At 53.0% G+C, this 17,146-nt stretch carries 19 protein-coding genes; 12 read left to right on the top strand and 7 right to left on the bottom strand.

What is annotated here, in order from left to right; translation table 11 throughout:
• Positions 1–191 precede the first annotated feature (191 nt).
• Complete coding sequence (locus M5G26_RS08100) at positions 192–1,112, bottom strand: LysR family transcriptional regulator (RefSeq protein WP_122599517.1); 921 nt, start codon at positions 1,110–1,112, stop codon at positions 192–194.
• Between the two features lie 128 nt (positions 1,113–1,240).
• On the opposite strand from M5G26_RS08100, the gene M5G26_RS08095 reads away from it, so the two are divergent.
• The 3 genes from M5G26_RS08095 (at position 1,241) to M5G26_RS08085 (ending at position 4,611) form a co-directional block, all read left to right on the top strand.
• Positions 1,241–2,401 carry a metallophosphoesterase gene (locus tag M5G26_RS08095; protein WP_064392944.1) on the top strand — a complete coding sequence of 387 codons (1,161 nt, stop codon included), beginning with the start codon at positions 1,241–1,243 and terminating at the stop codon, positions 2,399–2,401.
• Positions 2,398–3,258 (top strand): SDR family NAD(P)-dependent oxidoreductase, encoded by an 861-nt coding sequence (locus M5G26_RS08090; RefSeq protein ID WP_273914960.1) that lies wholly within the window; start codon positions 2,398–2,400, stop codon positions 3,256–3,258. The genes M5G26_RS08095 and M5G26_RS08090 overlap by 4 nt, the downstream gene beginning before the upstream one ends.
• 111 nt (positions 3,259–3,369) lie before the next feature.
• On the top strand, positions 3,370–4,611 hold the full coding sequence (locus M5G26_RS08085) for an MFS transporter (protein WP_205936303.1): 1,242 nt from the start codon (positions 3,370–3,372) through the stop codon (positions 4,609–4,611).
• A 195-nt stretch (positions 4,612–4,806) separates the two neighbouring features.
• Here M5G26_RS08085 and M5G26_RS08080 read toward each other — a convergent pair whose 3' ends face one another.
• Positions 4,807–5,415 carry a prepilin-type N-terminal cleavage/methylation domain-containing protein gene (locus M5G26_RS08080; protein WP_273914959.1) on the bottom strand — a complete coding sequence of 203 codons (609 nt, stop codon included), beginning with the start codon at positions 5,413–5,415 and terminating at the stop codon, positions 4,807–4,809.
• Entirely contained in the window at positions 5,412–5,858 is a 447-nt protein-coding gene (locus tag M5G26_RS08075) for a GspH/FimT family pseudopilin (protein ID WP_273914958.1), read from the bottom strand. The genes M5G26_RS08080 and M5G26_RS08075 overlap by 4 nt, the downstream gene beginning before the upstream one ends.
• A gap of 313 nt (positions 5,859–6,171) precedes the next feature.
• Here M5G26_RS08075 and M5G26_RS08070 point away from each other — a divergent pair, with 313 nt between their 5' ends.
• A complete protein-coding gene (locus M5G26_RS08070; RefSeq protein ID WP_273914957.1) occupies positions 6,172–6,483 on the top strand; it encodes a hypothetical protein in 312 nt (103 codons plus the stop codon).
• Between the two features lie 217 nt (positions 6,484–6,700).
• On the opposite strand, the gene M5G26_RS08065 is transcribed toward M5G26_RS08070, so the two are convergent.
• The gene (locus tag M5G26_RS08065; RefSeq protein WP_273914956.1) at positions 6,701–6,805 is read right to left on the bottom strand and encodes a prepilin-type N-terminal cleavage/methylation domain-containing protein; all 105 of its coding nucleotides are present in this window, start codon (positions 6,803–6,805) and stop codon (positions 6,701–6,703) included.
• 118 nt (positions 6,806–6,923) lie between these two features.
• On the opposite strand from M5G26_RS08065, the gene M5G26_RS08060 reads away from it, so the two are divergent.
• From M5G26_RS08060 to M5G26_RS08050, 3 genes are all read left to right on the top strand, one after another.
• Positions 6,924–7,355: a type II secretion system protein N gene (locus tag M5G26_RS08060; protein WP_273914955.1), complete on the top strand. Its 432-nt coding sequence runs from the start codon at positions 6,924–6,926 to the stop codon at positions 7,353–7,355.
• Between the two features lie 277 nt (positions 7,356–7,632).
• The gene (locus M5G26_RS08055; RefSeq protein WP_273914954.1) at positions 7,633–8,292 is read left to right on the top strand and encodes a hypothetical protein; all 660 of its coding nucleotides are present in this window, start codon (positions 7,633–7,635) and stop codon (positions 8,290–8,292) included.
• On the top strand, positions 8,285–9,385 hold the full coding sequence (locus M5G26_RS08050; RefSeq protein WP_273914953.1) for a hypothetical protein: 1,101 nt from the start codon (positions 8,285–8,287) through the stop codon (positions 9,383–9,385). The genes M5G26_RS08055 and M5G26_RS08050 overlap by 8 nt, the downstream gene beginning before the upstream one ends.
• Before the next feature lie 152 nt (positions 9,386–9,537).
• Here M5G26_RS08050 and M5G26_RS08045 read toward each other — a convergent pair whose 3' ends face one another.
• Positions 9,538–12,108, bottom strand: a complete 2,571-nt coding sequence (locus tag M5G26_RS08045; RefSeq protein ID WP_273914952.1) for an AAA family ATPase — start codon at positions 12,106–12,108, stop codon at positions 9,538–9,540.
• A gap of 388 nt (positions 12,109–12,496) precedes the next feature.
• On the opposite strand from M5G26_RS08045, the gene M5G26_RS08040 reads away from it, so the two are divergent.
• The 5 genes from M5G26_RS08040 (at position 12,497) to M5G26_RS08020 (ending at position 15,737) form a co-directional block, all read left to right on the top strand.
• Positions 12,497–13,645 carry a hypothetical protein gene (locus M5G26_RS08040; RefSeq protein ID WP_273914951.1) on the top strand — a complete coding sequence of 383 codons (1,149 nt, stop codon included), beginning with the start codon at positions 12,497–12,499 and terminating at the stop codon, positions 13,643–13,645.
• A complete protein-coding gene (locus M5G26_RS08035) occupies positions 13,642–14,028 on the top strand; it encodes a hypothetical protein (RefSeq protein ID WP_273914950.1) in 387 nt (128 codons plus the stop codon). The genes M5G26_RS08040 and M5G26_RS08035 overlap by 4 nt, the downstream gene beginning before the upstream one ends.
• Positions 14,029–14,203: 175 nt before the next feature.
• Positions 14,204–14,533 carry a hypothetical protein gene (locus tag M5G26_RS08030; protein ID WP_273914949.1) on the top strand — a complete coding sequence of 110 codons (330 nt, stop codon included), beginning with the start codon at positions 14,204–14,206 and terminating at the stop codon, positions 14,531–14,533.
• An 82-nt stretch (positions 14,534–14,615) separates the two neighbouring features.
• Positions 14,616–14,903: a hypothetical protein gene (locus M5G26_RS08025; RefSeq protein WP_273914948.1), complete on the top strand. Its 288-nt coding sequence runs from the start codon at positions 14,616–14,618 to the stop codon at positions 14,901–14,903.
• Positions 14,904–15,377: 474 nt separating this feature from the next.
• Positions 15,378–15,737, top strand: coding sequence for a DUF6124 family protein (locus tag M5G26_RS08020; protein WP_008087957.1), 360 nt, complete (start codon positions 15,378–15,380; stop codon positions 15,735–15,737).
• Positions 15,738–15,894: 157 nt separating this feature from the next.
• Here the strand turns inward: M5G26_RS08020 and M5G26_RS08015 are convergent, their stop codons facing one another.
• Together M5G26_RS08015 and M5G26_RS08010 are read right to left on the bottom strand one after the other, a co-directional pair.
• Positions 15,895–16,284 (bottom strand): hypothetical protein, encoded by a 390-nt coding sequence (locus M5G26_RS08015; RefSeq protein WP_273914946.1) that lies wholly within the window; start codon positions 16,282–16,284, stop codon positions 15,895–15,897.
• Positions 16,285–16,454: 170 nt separating this feature from the next.
• Entirely contained in the window at positions 16,455–16,928 is a 474-nt protein-coding gene (locus M5G26_RS08010; RefSeq protein WP_273914945.1) for a hypothetical protein, read from the bottom strand.
• Between the last annotated feature and the right edge of the window lie 218 nt (positions 16,929–17,146).

Raw genomic sequence — 17,146 nt, 5'->3', positions numbered from 1 at the left:
CACTGACCTCACCCAATCCCTGTAGGAGCGAGCCTGCTCGCGATGACGGCCTAACAGCTAACCAATCCCCAACTGCCTGCCCCGAATACCTGCGGGAGCTGGCTTGCCAGCGATGGCGGCCAGCCAGCCAGCCCATCTCTCTTGGGGGCTGTCGTCATTCAGCGTGATGGACGCGGCCTTCGATAATCTGGTCAGGAGGACAGGTTAGCCCGAAACAGATCTACCAGCTCTCGAAGACCTGGCGGCATTTGTCGACGTCCAGGGTAGTAAATATAAAATGCGGGTTCGATGGGAGCCCAGTCCGGGAGCACAATTTGTAGCTCGCCGCGAGCGAGGTAAGCACTGACACGTTCTTCGAGGCAGTAGGTGATGCCTCGATCGGCTAGTGCCATCTCAATTCCGAAAGTGGTTTCGTTCACGCATAGCTGTCCAGGAACATCGACGGCCTGATGGTCGCCATCCTTTGCAAAATCCCACCGGTAGATGACACCGTTACCCGTTCGAATCTGGATGCAGTTGTGGTTCTTCAAGTCCTCGGGAATCACGATACGAGCATTAGCGTTCAGGTATCTAGGCGAGGCCACCGCTACCCATCGCAACTCTTCGCTAAGTCGCACGGCAATGTAGTCTTCGGGAATCGTGTTGCCGAAACGGATGCCGGCGTCGAAGCCTGCCGAAACGATGTCCACCATCCTGTCGTCAACTGCGACTTCTACTGAGACCTCAGGATAGGCCTCCAGAAATAACGGAAGAAACTTCGTGAACAGTAGGCGTGCGCCGTCAGCCAAGACGTTGAGCCGAAGTCGGCCGGAAGGTCTGTCTCTGTGGCGATCCAGCGCTGCCAGAGCGCCGCTTATCTCGGTAAAACCCACGGTCAATCGCTTTGCAAGCGCGGCTCCTGCGTCGGTTGGAGACACCGTCCTGCTCGTCCGATTCAGCAGCCGAACGCCGAGCCGACTTTCCAGATTGCGGATGGCATGACTCAGCGCTGAGGTCGTGATACCGAGTTCGACCGCCGCATGGGTAAAGCTTCGCATCCTTTCAACGGCGAGAAAGGAATTCAGATCGGCGAGGTCTGCACGAGAAAGCCGTGCGGTAGGCAGTACAGGCATGACGTATCCATGGTTGAGCTGAATTCAAAGGCTGATGCAATCTCGCTAATCAATTGCGCGATTCATCTCGGTTACTATTAATTTCACTCAACGATCGCTTCGTCAACCCTAAGGGTGGTGTCCGTACTGTGTTCCATATCTACCTGACCGTTGCTTACCTCTATGTTCTTTGGCGCTTCATCGTCCCGCTACCTGTCGGTCGTGGTTGGCGTGCGCTGTTGGCGGTAGGGCTGCTCATCATTTCGAAGTACCACCTTATTCTCATCGCCGTTTACGGAACGATGTTTTCCCCTGAGGTGCCTCGTGCAGCGGTCTTGGTTGCAGGCTGGCTGTTCTGTGCGTTTGTACTGGTGATGGTGCTGACGCTGGTCACCGATTTGATCTGTGCAGCCCTTGCGATCAGGCGCACGGTGGTTATGAAAGACGTGTTTGATGGACGACTCCGTTCCGCAATCGCACTAGCAGCGCTGCTGCTTTCAGCCGTGGGTGTTTATCAAGCAGTGCAGGTGCCTGGCGTTCATCGCGTTGAAGTAACGGTGCAGCACCTGCCTCGATCACTGGATGGCTTACGGATCGTCCAGTTGACTGACTTGCACATCAGCCGCCTGTTCCAGGCTGATTGGGTTGAAGGAGTCGTGTCTCGCGCCAATGCACTGAATGCCGATGCCATTCTGATCACCGGTGATCTCATAGACGGCACCGTCGAAGCTCGTAAGAACGACGTCGCACCGCTGAGCAAGCTCACTGCTCCACTGGGTGTAATTGCCATTCCTGGCAACCACGAATACTACTTCGACGCAGACCAATGGATCGCGGAGTTCAAGCGTTTGGGCATGCAGGTTCTGGTGAATGAGCACGTCATCCTGCGTAAAGGCGCAGACCAGTTAATCGTCGCAGGCGTAACTGACGAGGCTGCTCCAGCTTATGGCCATAAAGGCCCGGACTTGGCTGAAGCCCTCGCCGGCGCTCCAAAAGATGTGCCCACGATTCTTCTAAAACATCGCCCCCAAGGTGCACCGGATTCGGCGGCTGCTAGCGTCGGTTTGCAACTGTCCGGACACACCCATGGGGGCATGATCACCGGCTTGGACTTGGTAGCCGGATATGCCAATCAGGGTTTTATCTCCGGCCATTATGACGTCGGCAAGATGAGGCTTTACGTCAGCAATGGCACTGCCTTGTGGAACGGTTTTCCAATCCGCCTCGGTGTGCCTGCCGAAATTACTGAGATTGTCCTGCGGGCCAGTCCGACGCTTAACGAACATCCAGTCAGGAGAACATTCTTGTGAATCATCCAGCCATTCGTAGCGGTGCCGTTGCGGTCATTACCGGGGCTGCAGTTGGCATTGGTTACGCCATTGCGCGGCGGGTTGCCAGCGAGGGAATGAACGTCGTTCTTTTTGATCGCGATGCGTCTGCATTGGACGTTGCGATCAAGACATTACGCAATCAATTTCCTGACGTGAACCTGCTGTTGATCAAGGGCGATGTCACGTCCGAAAGCGATCTTCACCATCTCTACGAAAGGTCATGTGAATTCGGTGAAGTATCCCTACTGGTGAATAACGCAGCCATCAACACGGGGGCGAGGCCATGGGAAGGCCTGGCCCAATGGCGAACGTTGATGGAAATCAATTTCTGGAGTGTGTTGACGCTACAGCAGCTTTTCGTAGATACGATGTTTTCCCAAAGCGGCGCAGCCGCCATCGTCAACCTTGGCTCGAAGGAAGGCATCACTACTCGTCCTGGAAACGCGGCGTACTCGCTTTCAAAAGCTGCGGTCAAAGTCCTTACCGAGCAGTTAGCCCATGAGCTACGCGAGAAGGTGGGTGACCGTGTAACCGCTCACCTTCTGATACCTGGATACACGTTCACACCTATGAATTTCCCAGGTATGACCCGTGATACGAAAAAGCCGGACAGTCCATGGACAGCCGATCAAGTCGCAGATCGCATGGTCGAGAAAATGGCTGAGGGCGACTTCTATATTTTCTGTGAAGACAACGAAGCCAGCTGGGAACTGCATCAGTGCCGCATGCAGTGGGCAGCAGATGACATGATCCAGAACCGTCCAGCGCTTTCTCGCTGGCACGAAGATTACGCAGATGAATTCACCGATTACATCGCGGATATCGTCCACAAGTAGGCCGGCGACTACGACCCGGTAAGCCCATTCTTGGCACCTCATCCAGACAGGTGCCACTGCGTTGCATTTTTAAAGCGTGCCTTCGGTATCGCTTCATCGGAGGCATTGTTCATGACAAGTCAATCCAGTATCGATACGAGCACTTCACAATCCCGTCCGGCCATTGACGTCCCACACGGCACAGGCACGGCCATCGCCATACTTGGCCTCGGCGGCCTATTCATCGGTACGGGTGAGTTTGCGTCCATGAGTTTGCTTCCCGGTCTGGCGTCGAGCACGCACGTTTCCATACCGGTTGCAGGCGGTTACATCACGGCCTACGCCCTTGGCGTTGTGGTCGGCGCGCCGCTCATTGCGATCCTCGCCGCACGCTGCCCTCGCAAGGCTCTATTGATCGCATTACTTGCGCTTTTTGCGATTGGATATGGGGCAAGCGCCGTCGCCTGGAATCATGCAACTTTGCTAGGTGCGCGTTTCCTGGCCGGTCTGCCGCATGGCGCTTACTACGGTGTCGCCTGCCTGGTTGCCGCGACCATGGTCGCTGAAAATCGAAAAGCTCAAGCTGCCGGCTATGTTATGGCGGGATTGGCGGCGGCCAATGTCGTAGGTGTTCCAACTGCCACGTGGATCGGTCAGCTCTTCGGATGGCGGGGCGCGTTTGCGCTGCTCGCTGCGGGTGGAGCCATTGCCATCGTTCTGTTTTGGATATTTATCCCGACCCTCCCCCGCGACGAGTCTGCGAGTCCGAAATCCGAACTCGCTGGTCTCAAAAAGCCTCAGCTTTGGCTAACGCTGGCTACAGCTTCAATCGGTTTCGGCGGGATGTTTTCGGTGTATAGCTACATTACCCCGACCTTGACTGAAGTGACTGGTTTTACATCCGGCCAGGTGCCAATGGTCTTGGCGGTCTGGGGCATAGGCATGATTGTTGGCAACCTGATTGGCGGCTGGCTGGCTGACCGCGCGCTGGTTCCTGCGATCTTCTACATCATGATCTGGAACGCGGTGTTCCTGGCGGGCTTCTCCGTTTTCGCATCCTCTGGGATCGGCACTCTGGCTGTACTGTTTTTAATCGGATGCGGCTTCGCACTGGTACCCGCACTCCAGGTACGTCTGATGAATGTTGCCGGTGAAGCTCAAACACTTGCCGCGGCCCTCAACCACAGCGCATTCAACATATCCAACGCGGTCGGTGCCTCGCTTGGTGGCCTCGCCATTGCCGGCGGACTCGGCTGGGCATCAACGGGCTGGGTTGGCGCAGGCCTGGCCGTTCTCGGCATCATGTTTTTCGCTGTTTCGATTGGTGTTGAAAAGCGTTCCATGGCGACCAGAGCTGCAACATCGTCAACGTGAAGGCCGGATCTTATGCGGTGAGTCCATTGCGTCGAGCCATCGTCCGAACAGGAGATTGATTCACGGTAAAGCCACAGATGACCATTCAACTATCTGACGCACAGCGAACTGGTTTACCAGCGATGGCGGCCTGACAGCCGGGCAGTTTGTCCTGATGAGCACAGACCTCGTTGAAGTTGCCGTAGGCGGAACGGCTCAATTAAGTGGGCCAATCACCTGCCGATATTTCTCCACCCCCTGTGGCGTCTGCCGAGTCAACCGAATCTCCAGCCCTTGTGGATCCTCCTGCCGGTTGCCGCTCAGTTGTCGCCAGCCTTTATCGATTTCCCAAACGCGTACTTGCGCATCGCTGACTTCGTTCAACACCGCCACCCCAGCCGTTGGCGCAGGCAGTGGATATCGACTGCGCGCCGGGGCCACCGCGCGGTACAAGGTGTCGCCCTTGACCCACCACCGCACCCGCTGCAAAGCCCCCGGCTGATCCGCCGCCGTACGAATGATGTCCAGACGAAAACCCTTACTGTCGCTACTGCGCACAGTCAAAGCGGGCGGGGCGGTCGGCGGCTCATCATCCACCCCAACCTTCTTCGGCTCAGTCAACTCAATCCCCGCGCGCATCTCCACATCTCGCTGCAACTGATTCAGCGCCCGCAACAAACCGTCACTCTGCTCACTGCTCGCCTGCAAATGACTGTCCGCCCGCGTCACACTGTCCAGCCCCCGCCAGGCAATTAGACTCACCACCGCCATCAACAAAATCGCGACCATCACCTCAATCAACGTAAACCCTTGCTGGCGCTTCATTGCAGGCTGATCCTTCCACTGCCATCACGCAGCACACTCAAGCGATTCAACCCATCCGACAACGTCAATTGCAGCGGCGGATTGATCCACTCAGCGTTCAGCACAACCCTCTGTTTCGGCTCCACCCGCACCTCCATCTTCGGACTCTGCCAGGCACGCGGCCGCAACTGCGGATCCTGCGCGAAATGATCAAACCCCTTGCCACTGTCACTGCGCCGACTAAACCGAAAGCCCTTGGCATCACTCACCCACACAATCGGCCGGCCATCCGCGCGGGCCTCGGCCTGCGTAACCTGCAGCAACTGCGCCACACGCTCGGCGTCCTTGCGCAGCAACTGCAACGGATCGGGCTTGATACTCAGGCTGATCGCCGCACTGGCGATGCCGATGATCACCAGCACCACCATCAACTCGATCAGCGTAAAACCCTGTTGCCTGTTCATCGCGCGCGCTCCTTTGCGTCCTGCGCCATCGTGCACGGCCAACATGTAAGGCGTGTGAAATAAAACGGAGAGAATCGCCGCGTAGGCTGACAGCAAGGATAAAAAGGAGATTCAACCCATGACCTTCACCGCACGCGTTTCCCCACCCCAAATGGTCCAGGCCCTCGCACTGCTCGCAGCGCTGACCGACCCTGAGTGATGACGACCGCTCGTCGAAAAAGCACTGCTACCTGTCAGATCTGACAGGTGTGCATTTGCGTTTTTCAGCGTTGAATTACTCCGTTCCATTTATCTCACTATCGGAGTGTTCACCATGTCGACATCCCAACCTAATGCAATTGCACCCACTATCACTTCGGTCAAAGGAGCCAACGGCGTTGAAATTGCGAATGGCGCTAAAACCACCGAGACCAGCGTGACACTTGCCGGTAACGCGCAACCAGCGCAGCAAGTTGAAGTGTTTGACGGCGCGATCGTCAAAGGTGCAGCCGCTGTTGATCCAACGGGGAAATGGACCTTTTCCTTGACTGGATTGGCCTTGGGTTCGCACATCATTACAGCCAAAGAATACGGTGCTGGAGACGCGTCCCTGCCCCGCACTTTCACTGTGGTTCCAAACAAGTAGGCTTAAAAAAACTGGCTCCTGGCCTGGTCCTCTTCTTGGACTAGGCTCAGGAGCTTTATGGGCGGCTCAGCAGGGTTCCGAGTGTGGCCAACGGGAGCGCCTCCTGACTACGCTCAAACACATGTACGCCAACCTTGAGAAACCGCCGATTCTCTGCAGCGCCAATAACCCGTTCGTAGCGCAACAACCGCCTAACCTGGCCATGCGGACTCCGCAATCAGGGCCATCGAGCGCTCATTGCTCCTCGTCTCAAACCAGCCCCGGAGATGATCACCCGCACCACCATCAACTCGATCAGCGTAAAACCCTCTTGCCTGTTCATCGCGCGCGCTCCTTTGCGTCCTGCGCCATCCTGCACGGCCAACCTGTAAGGCGTGTGAAATAAAACGGAGAGAATTGCCGCGTAGGCTGACAGCAGGGATAAAAAGGAGATTCAACCCATGACCTTCACCGCACGCGTTTCCCCACCCCAAATGGTCCAGGCCCTCGCGCTGCTCGCCGCGCTGGTCGGCGTGGCGACATGGTCGTCGCTGCTGCTGACCTCCGCCGAATCACACACCCCGGCAGCGGCCCCGCAGTTGCTCGCGGCGCGAAGTGATAGCCCGGCGTTGCAGTGGTTTTCCAATCAAACGGCGCCGATGGATATCAAGGTGAGCGGGGTGATGGCGGGGAGTCGGGGGGCGGTGGCGATATTGAGCCTGAACGATGGGCCGCCAAGGAGTTTTTTGCAGGGGGAGAAGGTTGGGCCTGGGGTGAGGTTGGTGGCGGTGGAGGGGGATGGGGTGGTGATTGAGCAGGGTGGGGAGAGGGTGCGGTTGGGGGTGGAGAGGTTGGGGGAGGGGGTGGTGTTGCCGAGACTTACTCGGCCCTGAATTGCGAAGGAGTGCACTCTTTCTTTCTGATCGGATTGGGCCAATCTCAGTGCATTTCAAATGATAATAGTTATGTCGGGAATGCTCGTGATCTCTTTGAGAGATGGGGCGATTTCAGCCACGTACAGTTCCCGGCCAAATGCTGCTCTTGGCAAGGTAAATTGGCTCGGTCAAACGACCTCGACCATACGAACTGGTTTTTTTGTGTTAATCCGCATTGCAGAGTAAATGATGCTTTTTTGTTGATTTCAAAGTGCTATCGTTGTCGATGTGACCTATGACATTGGGCGAAGACGAGGAAAGGCATTTGCAAGATCATGAGTATTCGGTGATAGGCCACCGTAGGAGCACCATCGGTCGCTACTTAGGCATGTTGGCAACCATTCTGGTTTCCCTACTCCCCGCAGTTGGGATTGGGTTATCTGATCTGATGGCCAAAATTGGGGTTCCGGAGTGGGGCAAGTACTTCATTGTAATTCCTATTACCGCTAGTTTGACGTACACCGCCCTTCACTGGTTTTTCAATAAATACGGCTGGAGGCCCCTAAGCTTTTTCGCTCAAATTCCTAACGTCGCAGGAGAGTGGCTGTGTGTCGGTCAGACAATCAACGATGACGGAAGTGTTGCTCAAGACTGGGAAGGAGAGTTAACAATTTCTCAGACTTGGGAAAAAATTCGTGTCCGACTGGAGACCAAATCGTCCGTATCACACAGTCTTTCGGTAGCACTAATTCCTGAGCCTGATGGTTGCTGGATGCTTATGTATAGCTACGTGAATAAACCTAAGGTCGGTAATATTCATCTCAATTCTCATCAAGGCTACAGCGAGATGAGATTTATCCAAAGCTTGAAAATCGCTCAAGGCGAATATTTCACAGCTAAAGGTCGTGGCACTGCTGGAACTATGACGTTTACTTGGAGGAAAAAAGATGAGTAAGGATGTTAGTAGAAGGTTGACCGATCTAAAATCTCGGCGTCGGGGCAACCAATATACCGCTCAAGATAGTATTTTTGCTAATGCCAGATCAATTTCCGAAAAGTTTGAAACTCGTTCGACTGGTCAATGGGCTAAGTATGCTTTAGGGATCATGCAGGAGGTAGACCCCACCTACACACAGAACTCCGTAGCCGAAGGTGAAAGGGTAAAAAGCCAAATCACAAATCGTATCACCACAGATGTACGCTTCGAATATCAAGGATCTGTGCCACTGAATGTCCATATCCGCGGTGTAAGCGATATTGATATATTGGTACTCTTAGATCGCTACGTGACTATTGACCTAACTGGCTCTCGGGCAAATACGTCAGACTACACCAATTGGGTCGGGCCAAGCGGAGTTGCTCTGCTCGCAACACTCCGTGGTGAGCTGGAAACAGCGCTGAAAGCAGCATATCCTGCGGCCAACGTTGATATTACGGGAGACAAAGCAATTGGGCTGTCGGGTGGGAGTCTGTCGAGAAAAGTCGATGTCGTTCCCTCGCATTGGCATGATTCAGCGCAGTATCAAATTAGCAAAAATAAGAAAGACAGAGAGGTTAAGATTTTTCAAAAGTATACTTTTACAAGCTTTCTGAATCGTCCTTTTCTTCACATTGATAAAATCAACGAAAAAGAAAGGCGTACGGGCGGTGGTGCAAAAAAAATAATCCGTATGCTGAAAAATTTGAAAGCCGATAGTGATAACCCTTCTGCAATTTTAGTAAATAGTTATGAGATCGCAGGGCTTGTATATCACTTTGAGGAACCTACAATTTCTGTGCCGGGATATAACGAACTGGCTTTGGTTGCTGCAACAATCCAACAGCTTTCTCGATTCATCGACAATAAACTTTGGACAATGGGGCTAACCACTCCAGATGGCATACGAAAAATCGTTGACTCTGAAGCGAAGTTCAACAGCCTAAAATTGCTTCGGGACGAAGTTAATGAGCTGGCCAAGAATTTGGCCGTTGAACTTACCTCGCGTTACTGGATCGACGAGCGCGAGACGCTAAAAGCGTTGCAAGAGTCGTATGTGTCAGAGTATTGACATGGATACGGCAAAGTCTACTGTTGAATCGCTCCTAATTTCGCAGGTACGCCGAATGTCCGCTCCTGCTTGAAGCGGACATTCTGAGTTGACTAGGACACGAAGAGCGATTCAGTCATAGTTTTTCGCCTGGCTCAGATTGTCTTAGGTTATTAAGCTGCCTTTTTTCTCCGAGTTTCCAGATCCTCTCTCCATACCTTGAGTAACTCAATATCCGCTTTTAGCTCTGGTTCTTCCGGCGGCTTAGCGGGCATTTCTGTGGATTGGCTGTGCTCATAGCAACTGTACTTCGTCATAAGATCGTCAATTCGATTGAGTTCCTCCCGAGTTATTCCAAGCAATGCTGGCAGCCGGCCGTCGGTTGAAATTCCTCTACGATGGCGAACTACAATCTTTTGAAGCAAGTCATCTTCGACGGAGCGCTCGATGAGTTTGCGAAAGTCACTGCAGATGCCTTGGGCTAGCGCATAATATGTCGCGGCTCCGTTTGCTTCTCCCGCTTTTTTTGCGTCTCTCAGACGATCCAATAGGATATTGTTGGCTGTCTTTGTGGGATTGTTCCACACTGCTTGATCAGCAGGATGGCCTGATACTCCACCGAACGATTCGATACACATAGGTCGATAGTTGGCCTTCTTCCACGCCTCGCCTATTTTCTTAGCGACTTCATCCATTGCCCCATACAAGGATAGCCGATGGGTGAAAATGAGTACTTGGCGCTCTTTAGCCAATTCAGCTAGACGGCAAGCGACATTCCATTCGAAATCATGATCTAGAGAAGATATCGGGTCATCAAAAATGAAGGGGGCAATCCCAGGCTTATCCGTCACGTCTGCCAAAAATGCTGCGAGCGATATTATTCTTCGCTCCCCCTCACTCAGAACCTTTTCAGGTAAGTTATCACCATTCTTGACGCCCTTTAGCTTCAATTGGTGAAGTACTTTCGCACGAGCTGTTCTGGTCTTTACCAGCTCAACTTGAATACGTGTCGCGCCAAGCGCGCGGAGCTCATCATTGAAACGGCCAACATACGCTTCAGTAACGACACTTTCCGATATCTCCGTTGCTTTAGTGGAAATGCGTCGAGAGCTAGCTAAGGTCTTCCATGATTCGAAGGTTTTTATTGTTTTGAGTCGTTGCAACTCTTGACGGACAGCTTCATTTTGCTGGCTAATCCATTGCCTTGCTTCGAACATAAGTTTTTCGGCGTCTGCCTTAGCTCTATCAAATTGAAGTGCGTCCTGTTCGAACTGAGATGCCTCTGATTCAAGCCTATCGCGGTAAGACTCCAATATTGCGAGATTCGCACTGAAATTACTTATTGGGGTGGCCGCAGCCTCTACTTCATGACTCTGTAGGGATGTTCGGATTTGGTCAGCAGTGCTCCAAAAAGTCCAAAGTGCTTCTTTCCAAGCGATATCGGTTAGCCCAGCAGCTGTAGATTGAGTCTGTAATTGAGCTTCTGTTAAAGGTATCGGAAGGTTATGCAATATTTCACTGTAATTTTTCTCGGCTTCTTTAGCATCGGCTTCTAATTTCCCCTGCACAAATCTCTCAAAATCGTTCAATCGTTGCTGAGCTTCGACTGACAGATCTTGTTGGCACAGGACGCAACGTGCCCCTTCAGTTGCGGGAAACGGTACCTGCGGGTAGGGAGTGGAAGAGTATGCCCGCGCTGCCTCCCACAAAGCACGCCATGTTGGGGTGCCGACGCCCTCTAGCAACGCAGACTGGACTCGGACTCCCTCCATAGCAATTCGCCGCTTTTCTACTGCTGTGGCCCGTAAGTCTCGGATAATATCGAGTTGTTGAGCTCCAAATGATGTTACTGCCAGCTTAACGTTTTCAATTATTTGGATTGCTTGGGCTTTCGTAGCCCGCTTCTGTTTGGCGAGAGCTGCGGGGTCTGCAATTTTAAGTCTTTCGCTCAACGTTTCTAAGTTTTGCGCATCTTCTGGGGTCCAGAGCAGCAAATGCTCAACCGCGGGAGCTGTAAGCGAACTGAGCATCCGATAAGATCGGCCGCCAATAGTTTCATGATATGCGGGGGGAATGACAGGTAATGAACTGACAAGCTTATCCTGTGCTAACTGCAAGGACTCTTTTATGCTATCCGTTGCAGCAGCGAGCTTCTCAAAAAGGCCCATTATTGGCGGGCTATAAGTAGCGGTGCTTTCACTTTTTAGATAATGCAGAGCCTCTTCACTATCAAAAATATCGATCTCACGAAGGGACTCAATAGGCCGGTGATTGGTATGCCACTCTATGTCCTGTATCGCGTGATCTAATTCAAACTTGATCGTGCACTGGCTTGTTGCTGGAGCATCTTGAAAAACGTTCGGTCTCAGATCAGTTGCGCGGATTTGTCCGGAAGCCTTTTTGAGAATTCGTGTATAGCACGACTTTCCAGAGCCATTGTGTCCATAAATTACTGTCAGATTACCTGAGCCAAAATCTAACGGTGCTCGAGGTCCGAGGCTTTCTATACCTGTCACTTTTTCAATGCCAAGCAAACGCAGCGTCGATCCTACAGGCGCATGCGTCAGCTCCTCAAAGTTGCGAAACTTGGAAATGGCCTGGCCTTCGGGTGTTTTTATTCGTGCCTCTAACTCAGATATGTCTACCTGAGAGAGCAAGCCTTGCTTGAGTAGTCTATCAGCGGCCTCTTGTAGCCAGTCCTGCTGCTCCAGTAACCATGCGCGAACCTGTCCTTGGACGTCCATAAGCTTCTCTGTCAACTTGGTGAGTGAGCAAAAGCCAGCAAATGCTTTCGGAGGTGAATCGCCCCTAGCTTAGTAGACGTTTCGAATGTCTGCTTTTGGCCGAAAGTAGCCTTTTGCGACCGGCGGCTATTGGCCTAAAGCGGCGGTCACTATTGGTGGTAGAAAGTAGCTCAACGCAGGCAAATGAGGCGCGCTTTGGTGAGTGGCCATCTGCTGCCATACAACCATCTTCCCTCACCAGTTATCCTGCGCGCCCCGCGAATGACAGGAATCAGCCGTTTGGGCACAGCTTTTTAGGCTTTGTCCTACAGCCAGCACTTGGGCTTTTCGATAGCGTCGGACTGTCGGAACCTCAAGTCGGGATTCCCGAAGTGAACAAGGATGATGCATGAGTGAATATGGAAACGTACCAAAGCCCGCACTACCTAACCCGCCAAGAAAACAGGTCTACCGTGGCGTAGAACCGACTGATCTGCACGCCAAGCACTGGGCAGAATACCCTGAGGCTCCCGCAGAGAAACCGGCTGTTGCGAAGCCAGCAGCGGAACCCGGTTTTTACATCGTTCAGCAAGTTATGCCGCGCTCTGCGTTAGAAGCCGCATTGTTCGATAAACCGGATGGTGCAACGCTTGAGAAGTTCACGCGCCTCAACCCTCACGTCACCGGGTACGCCAAGCCCGGGCAGCTCATCGTGTTGAGTGATCCCAACAATCCTCAGTGCACACGTGAAGAAGCGTTGCTCATGGAAGCGGCGCAGAAAGTGGACGCGGCGCTCAAACCCATGACCGACGAAGAAGCGAGCTTCATGGTTCGCTACCAGAGCCAGATAGAGTCCATTCTTTCGCAAGGCTCAACATCAATCGGTGTGGGTGAATCGATCTTCGCCAAGAACCTGGAAGACGTGAAAACTTCGCTGAAGGAAATCGAAACGTTGCACCAGAAAAGTTTTCAGCGAGACGGTCACTTGCGTAGCTCAGAGTTTTTTGATGAGCGTGCACGACTGTTTGCCAAGCTTGATAGACAGCTCACCGGGTTAACCAGAAAGGGCATCGGTTTCCCTGATCACCCAAGTCTGAAATCAGCCCTCGGCATCTCAAGCAAAAGCTTGGTGCATCACTGGACCCTGGCCGGTGCACCGGGGCAGATTCCCGGTTATGCCACTCATTCAGACGGTGTCGCCAGAGCGGCCAAGGTTGTGAAGTATGGTGGCTGGATTGGCACTGCCGTAGGTGGTGGGGCGTCTTACATGAAGGTTCAAGAAGTCTGTGCGGCTGGCAACAAGGATGCCTGCGAAAAGATCAAATATACCGAGGGTGGTAACTTCGTCGGAGGAGTGGCCGGCGGTGCTGCCACCGGTGCGGTTTTGACTGGTTCCACAGCGGGGATTATCTGTGTTGGCTTGGGTGTACCCACAGGCGGCATGGCAACCTTGGCATGTGGTGTCATCGTCGTAGCGGCGGGCTCATACGCTGGTGGAGCTCTTGGTGGGGCTACAGGCGAATGGGCCGGTGAGAAGATCTATGAGGCAAGTAAATGAGTTTGAACGTCGTTGATAAGGTACTTCTGTCCATTGCCATTGTTGATCTGGCAGGGCTAATTCTTTGGATAGGCGTCTGTTTGCACCTGGCCTATACGAAGATGGATTTGATGTTGGAGCACCTGAAGAATTGCTCAGCGATCATGACTCGGGCTCCGCTTCGACATGGTGGGCCTTGGGGAAAGCTTCTGCTCGTAGGTGGTATTTCGGGAATTGTGACCTTTCCTAAGTTTTATTTGAAAAGGGGTGAGCTGAGCTCTGAAGATTTGGCCAGTTTCCCAGCTCCCCTCAAACGGAAGCTAGTAGTGCTGCAATGGAGCGTCATTTCTCTGTTGTTGGTCATGATCTGCTTTGGGATCGCTGTTAAGTCAGGTTTTGTTTAGCGCATTGTGCAATGCGCGGTTCCCACGCTTAAGCACAGCGAAGCTTCGATAAGCGCCGCTGCTCACAAAAAGGGGGCGCCACTAGTGAGCCGGCAGGCGAAACGATTGACGAGGTTATTAAGTGAATTCCGCTGAGCTAATAGTCGGAGGGTTGTGTGGTGTAGTGATTATTTTGATGATCACCTGGATCGGGATAGCCCTCTACATTGCATGCATCAAGATGGACCTGATCCTTGAACACCTCAAAAACAGCTCTGCCGGCACTAGGTTGGCTGCCCTGAAGCACGGAGGTGCTTGGGGCAGATTGCTTTTAGTAGGGGGTGCATCTGGTCTCGTTACGTTTGCGAGTTTCTACGTCAGGCGCGGCACGCTTAGCACCGAAGACGTAAAGAGCTTTCCTTCCTCACTCAAGCGGAAACTTGTATGGATGCAATGGAGCGCAATAGCGTTGCTTTCGGCGATGACTGTCCTGGCGGCGGTGGGTAAATCAGGAATACTCAAATAACCTCGTTATTACTGTGTTCAGCGTCGTTTGAGCGCTTGGAGGGGCTACAGACGAAAGAGCTTCCATCAACGGGGCCGTAAGAATGAAAAAGCTTTTAATCGCGGCAATCCTCGTCGTGGTGGCCATGCTCTATGTCGGCTACTACAAGGCCGTTGAGGATGGCGACATCGAGACGATTGTCTTCATCAAGAAGCACCCCACGTTTCAGATGAAGTTCTACAACATCCACGCCAATGATGGAGAGATCAGGAAGGTAGAGCGCCTGACGGCGGAGGAGCGGGGGTGGATTATTGATTACTGCTGGTACCGGTTGGGCATCGCTACAGACCTGAGCACTCAGGATGACGTCGATATGTGCTGGAAGAAATAGCACTGTTTATATGGCCGAGGTTGTCAGTTACGACTGGCAATCTCGGCCATTTTCTTTCGTCTGTTGGGATAGGGGGACGGATCTGTTGTGGGATCCGAGACGCAATGAAGGTCCCGATAAACGCCAATGTTTAAAAAGACATCTCCAGACACTCTCTCAGGCTACACACCCTTGCGCCTTTGCCTACAGCTACGCCAGAATCCGCCGGCTTGTGCGCTTTGTACCTGGTCTTTATCGTCTACGTGTCGCTGGCAACCCAGCGACCGGGTTTAGCGACCTGACCAGGTATAAGTACAACGACGCTCCAGTTTGTCGCAGACGTTTGCGACGACGATATGGTGGCTGTGCGTGGGAGACCTTCGGGTCTGCCGGGTCTTATACCTCTCGGTTCGCTAACCCGCGTACAGCTGCCACCCTTACTTGTTTAGCGACAGGTGTTGGTGGTTCCACCAGGTATAAATTTGGAGCTTCACCATGATCAAACCAACACCCAACCCGCCCGAAACCGCCTCGGTTTCCCCCTACGAATCCATCGACTCCAAAAAACTCCACGAAGCCGCCGACCGCGCGCTCGATCATTACCTCTGTCCGCCCGGTTCCACGCCGCCGCCACGTAAAAACCGTGGGATGTACGCTGTGACGGCGGACAACAAAACCGAAGAACTGCTGGTCGATGCCAGTGCAACACTCGCTTCGGCCAAAACCATCGCCCAGAACGTCTCCAGCCTGTTGCCGGCATCGCAACGCCATGCGCTGGCGGGGATTGCGCAGTTGATCATGCTCGGGGAGTTGGCGGTGAATCGGGCGTTGGATAACTTGCAGTTGCCGGAGTGATGCGGGTGCCGGGATCACCTGGTGATTGATCGGGTGTTCATTCTGGCGTCTTCGCGAGCAGGCTCGCTCCCACAGGGTTTTATGCTGATTGCAGGTGTTGTGTACGATGCTGAAACCTGTGGGAGCAGTCGATTATTACCGTGTCGTCTTTGCGTGATTATTGAGGTGTTTCAGGACATTCACGTGTCCAACCTGTCACGCTCATGTCATTGAATTGTTCACCGATGGTATCGACGCGTAGGCAACTTCCTTTCTTTGCGTAGTACAAGATGCAGCGCGAGCTATCAAACGAGCAGGTGTCGAGTTCGAAGAACTTGTGCGCAGCCAGTTCCTTCTCCACGCCACTGTATTCATAGCCGTCGTTGGTATGCATCCGCGTCGGCTTCCAGCCTTGTTTGAGTAGCTTGGACTTGGCCGCAGCCAAACGCTCACCGACGACGATGTCTGCTGGCCCTCGCTGGTCGTTTGGCGCCTGTGAGGCATCGGCAAACGCTGCGCTGATACCCGTGCAATAAAGTGCGAAAAATACGAGGGTCGAGGCCTTCAATTACAGTTCCTATAGCCGATTTTAGCTCGACAAAAACTCCGGATCCTCGGTATGAGGTTGCGGAGGATGGTGATTCTTGGTGCCAGCCCTTCGGGACGTGCTGCCTCCCTTGTTGCTGCTTTCGGCCTAGCGCCGAGCCTAGTGAAAGTAACCTGGGTTATTGCCTGCTTTTATTTAGTCGTTCCTGTGATTCTTCTTCCGGTGCAATGAATGGCTGCCACCAAAAAATCCTTGAGCGACCACGCCCAAAGACCCAGAAGCATGCAGATCACCAAAAAAGTGAAATATTGATGAAAGTCCGTACGGGGCACTTTTTGGCTGGTTATTCCAACCAGCCCGAGACTTATCAGGCTGACGCAAAAAAAACTCAGACATCGTAAGGCGAGATAGCAAAGGTCTCTGAAGTTAATCGTGGGTACCCAGCTTTTTGCAGATTCAGAAAATAAAGCCGACCACACCAGATGAAACAGACTTGCGTAGATAAAGCTCAGGCTTAGGCGTTCTGCTACGTCAGCGCCGGAACCGAGGAAAATTTGTGAGTAGAAATGGTCGAGAAAAACACCTACGGGACGCATGAGGTCGAGGAAAGGAAACAGGGCGACCCCACCTGCGAGATAAATGGCTAAAAAAGCGATGATTTTCATCTCGCACTCCGTTGCTTTATTTGCCAGGTCGATTTGATGTCAGATCGGTGTTTTGCGTTCTATGTATCAACCTCGGTATTGGCATTGCCTGACTATTTTTTCAGCTAGGTAAGTCAACAGCATAGTCATCCTGACCACTTACGGTAACTCAGTCGCTGGACGTCAGAAGGGTTGAGGGCCAGACGGCAGAGAAGCACGGTTTTGCGGCGAGCGGGGTT

It is taken from the genome of Pseudomonas sp. TNT2022 ID642 (genome assembly GCF_028656995.1).
Taxonomy (GTDB): domain Bacteria; phylum Pseudomonadota; class Gammaproteobacteria; order Pseudomonadales; family Pseudomonadaceae; genus Aquipseudomonas.
This window is presented reverse-complemented; position numbering and strand designations above follow the sequence as displayed.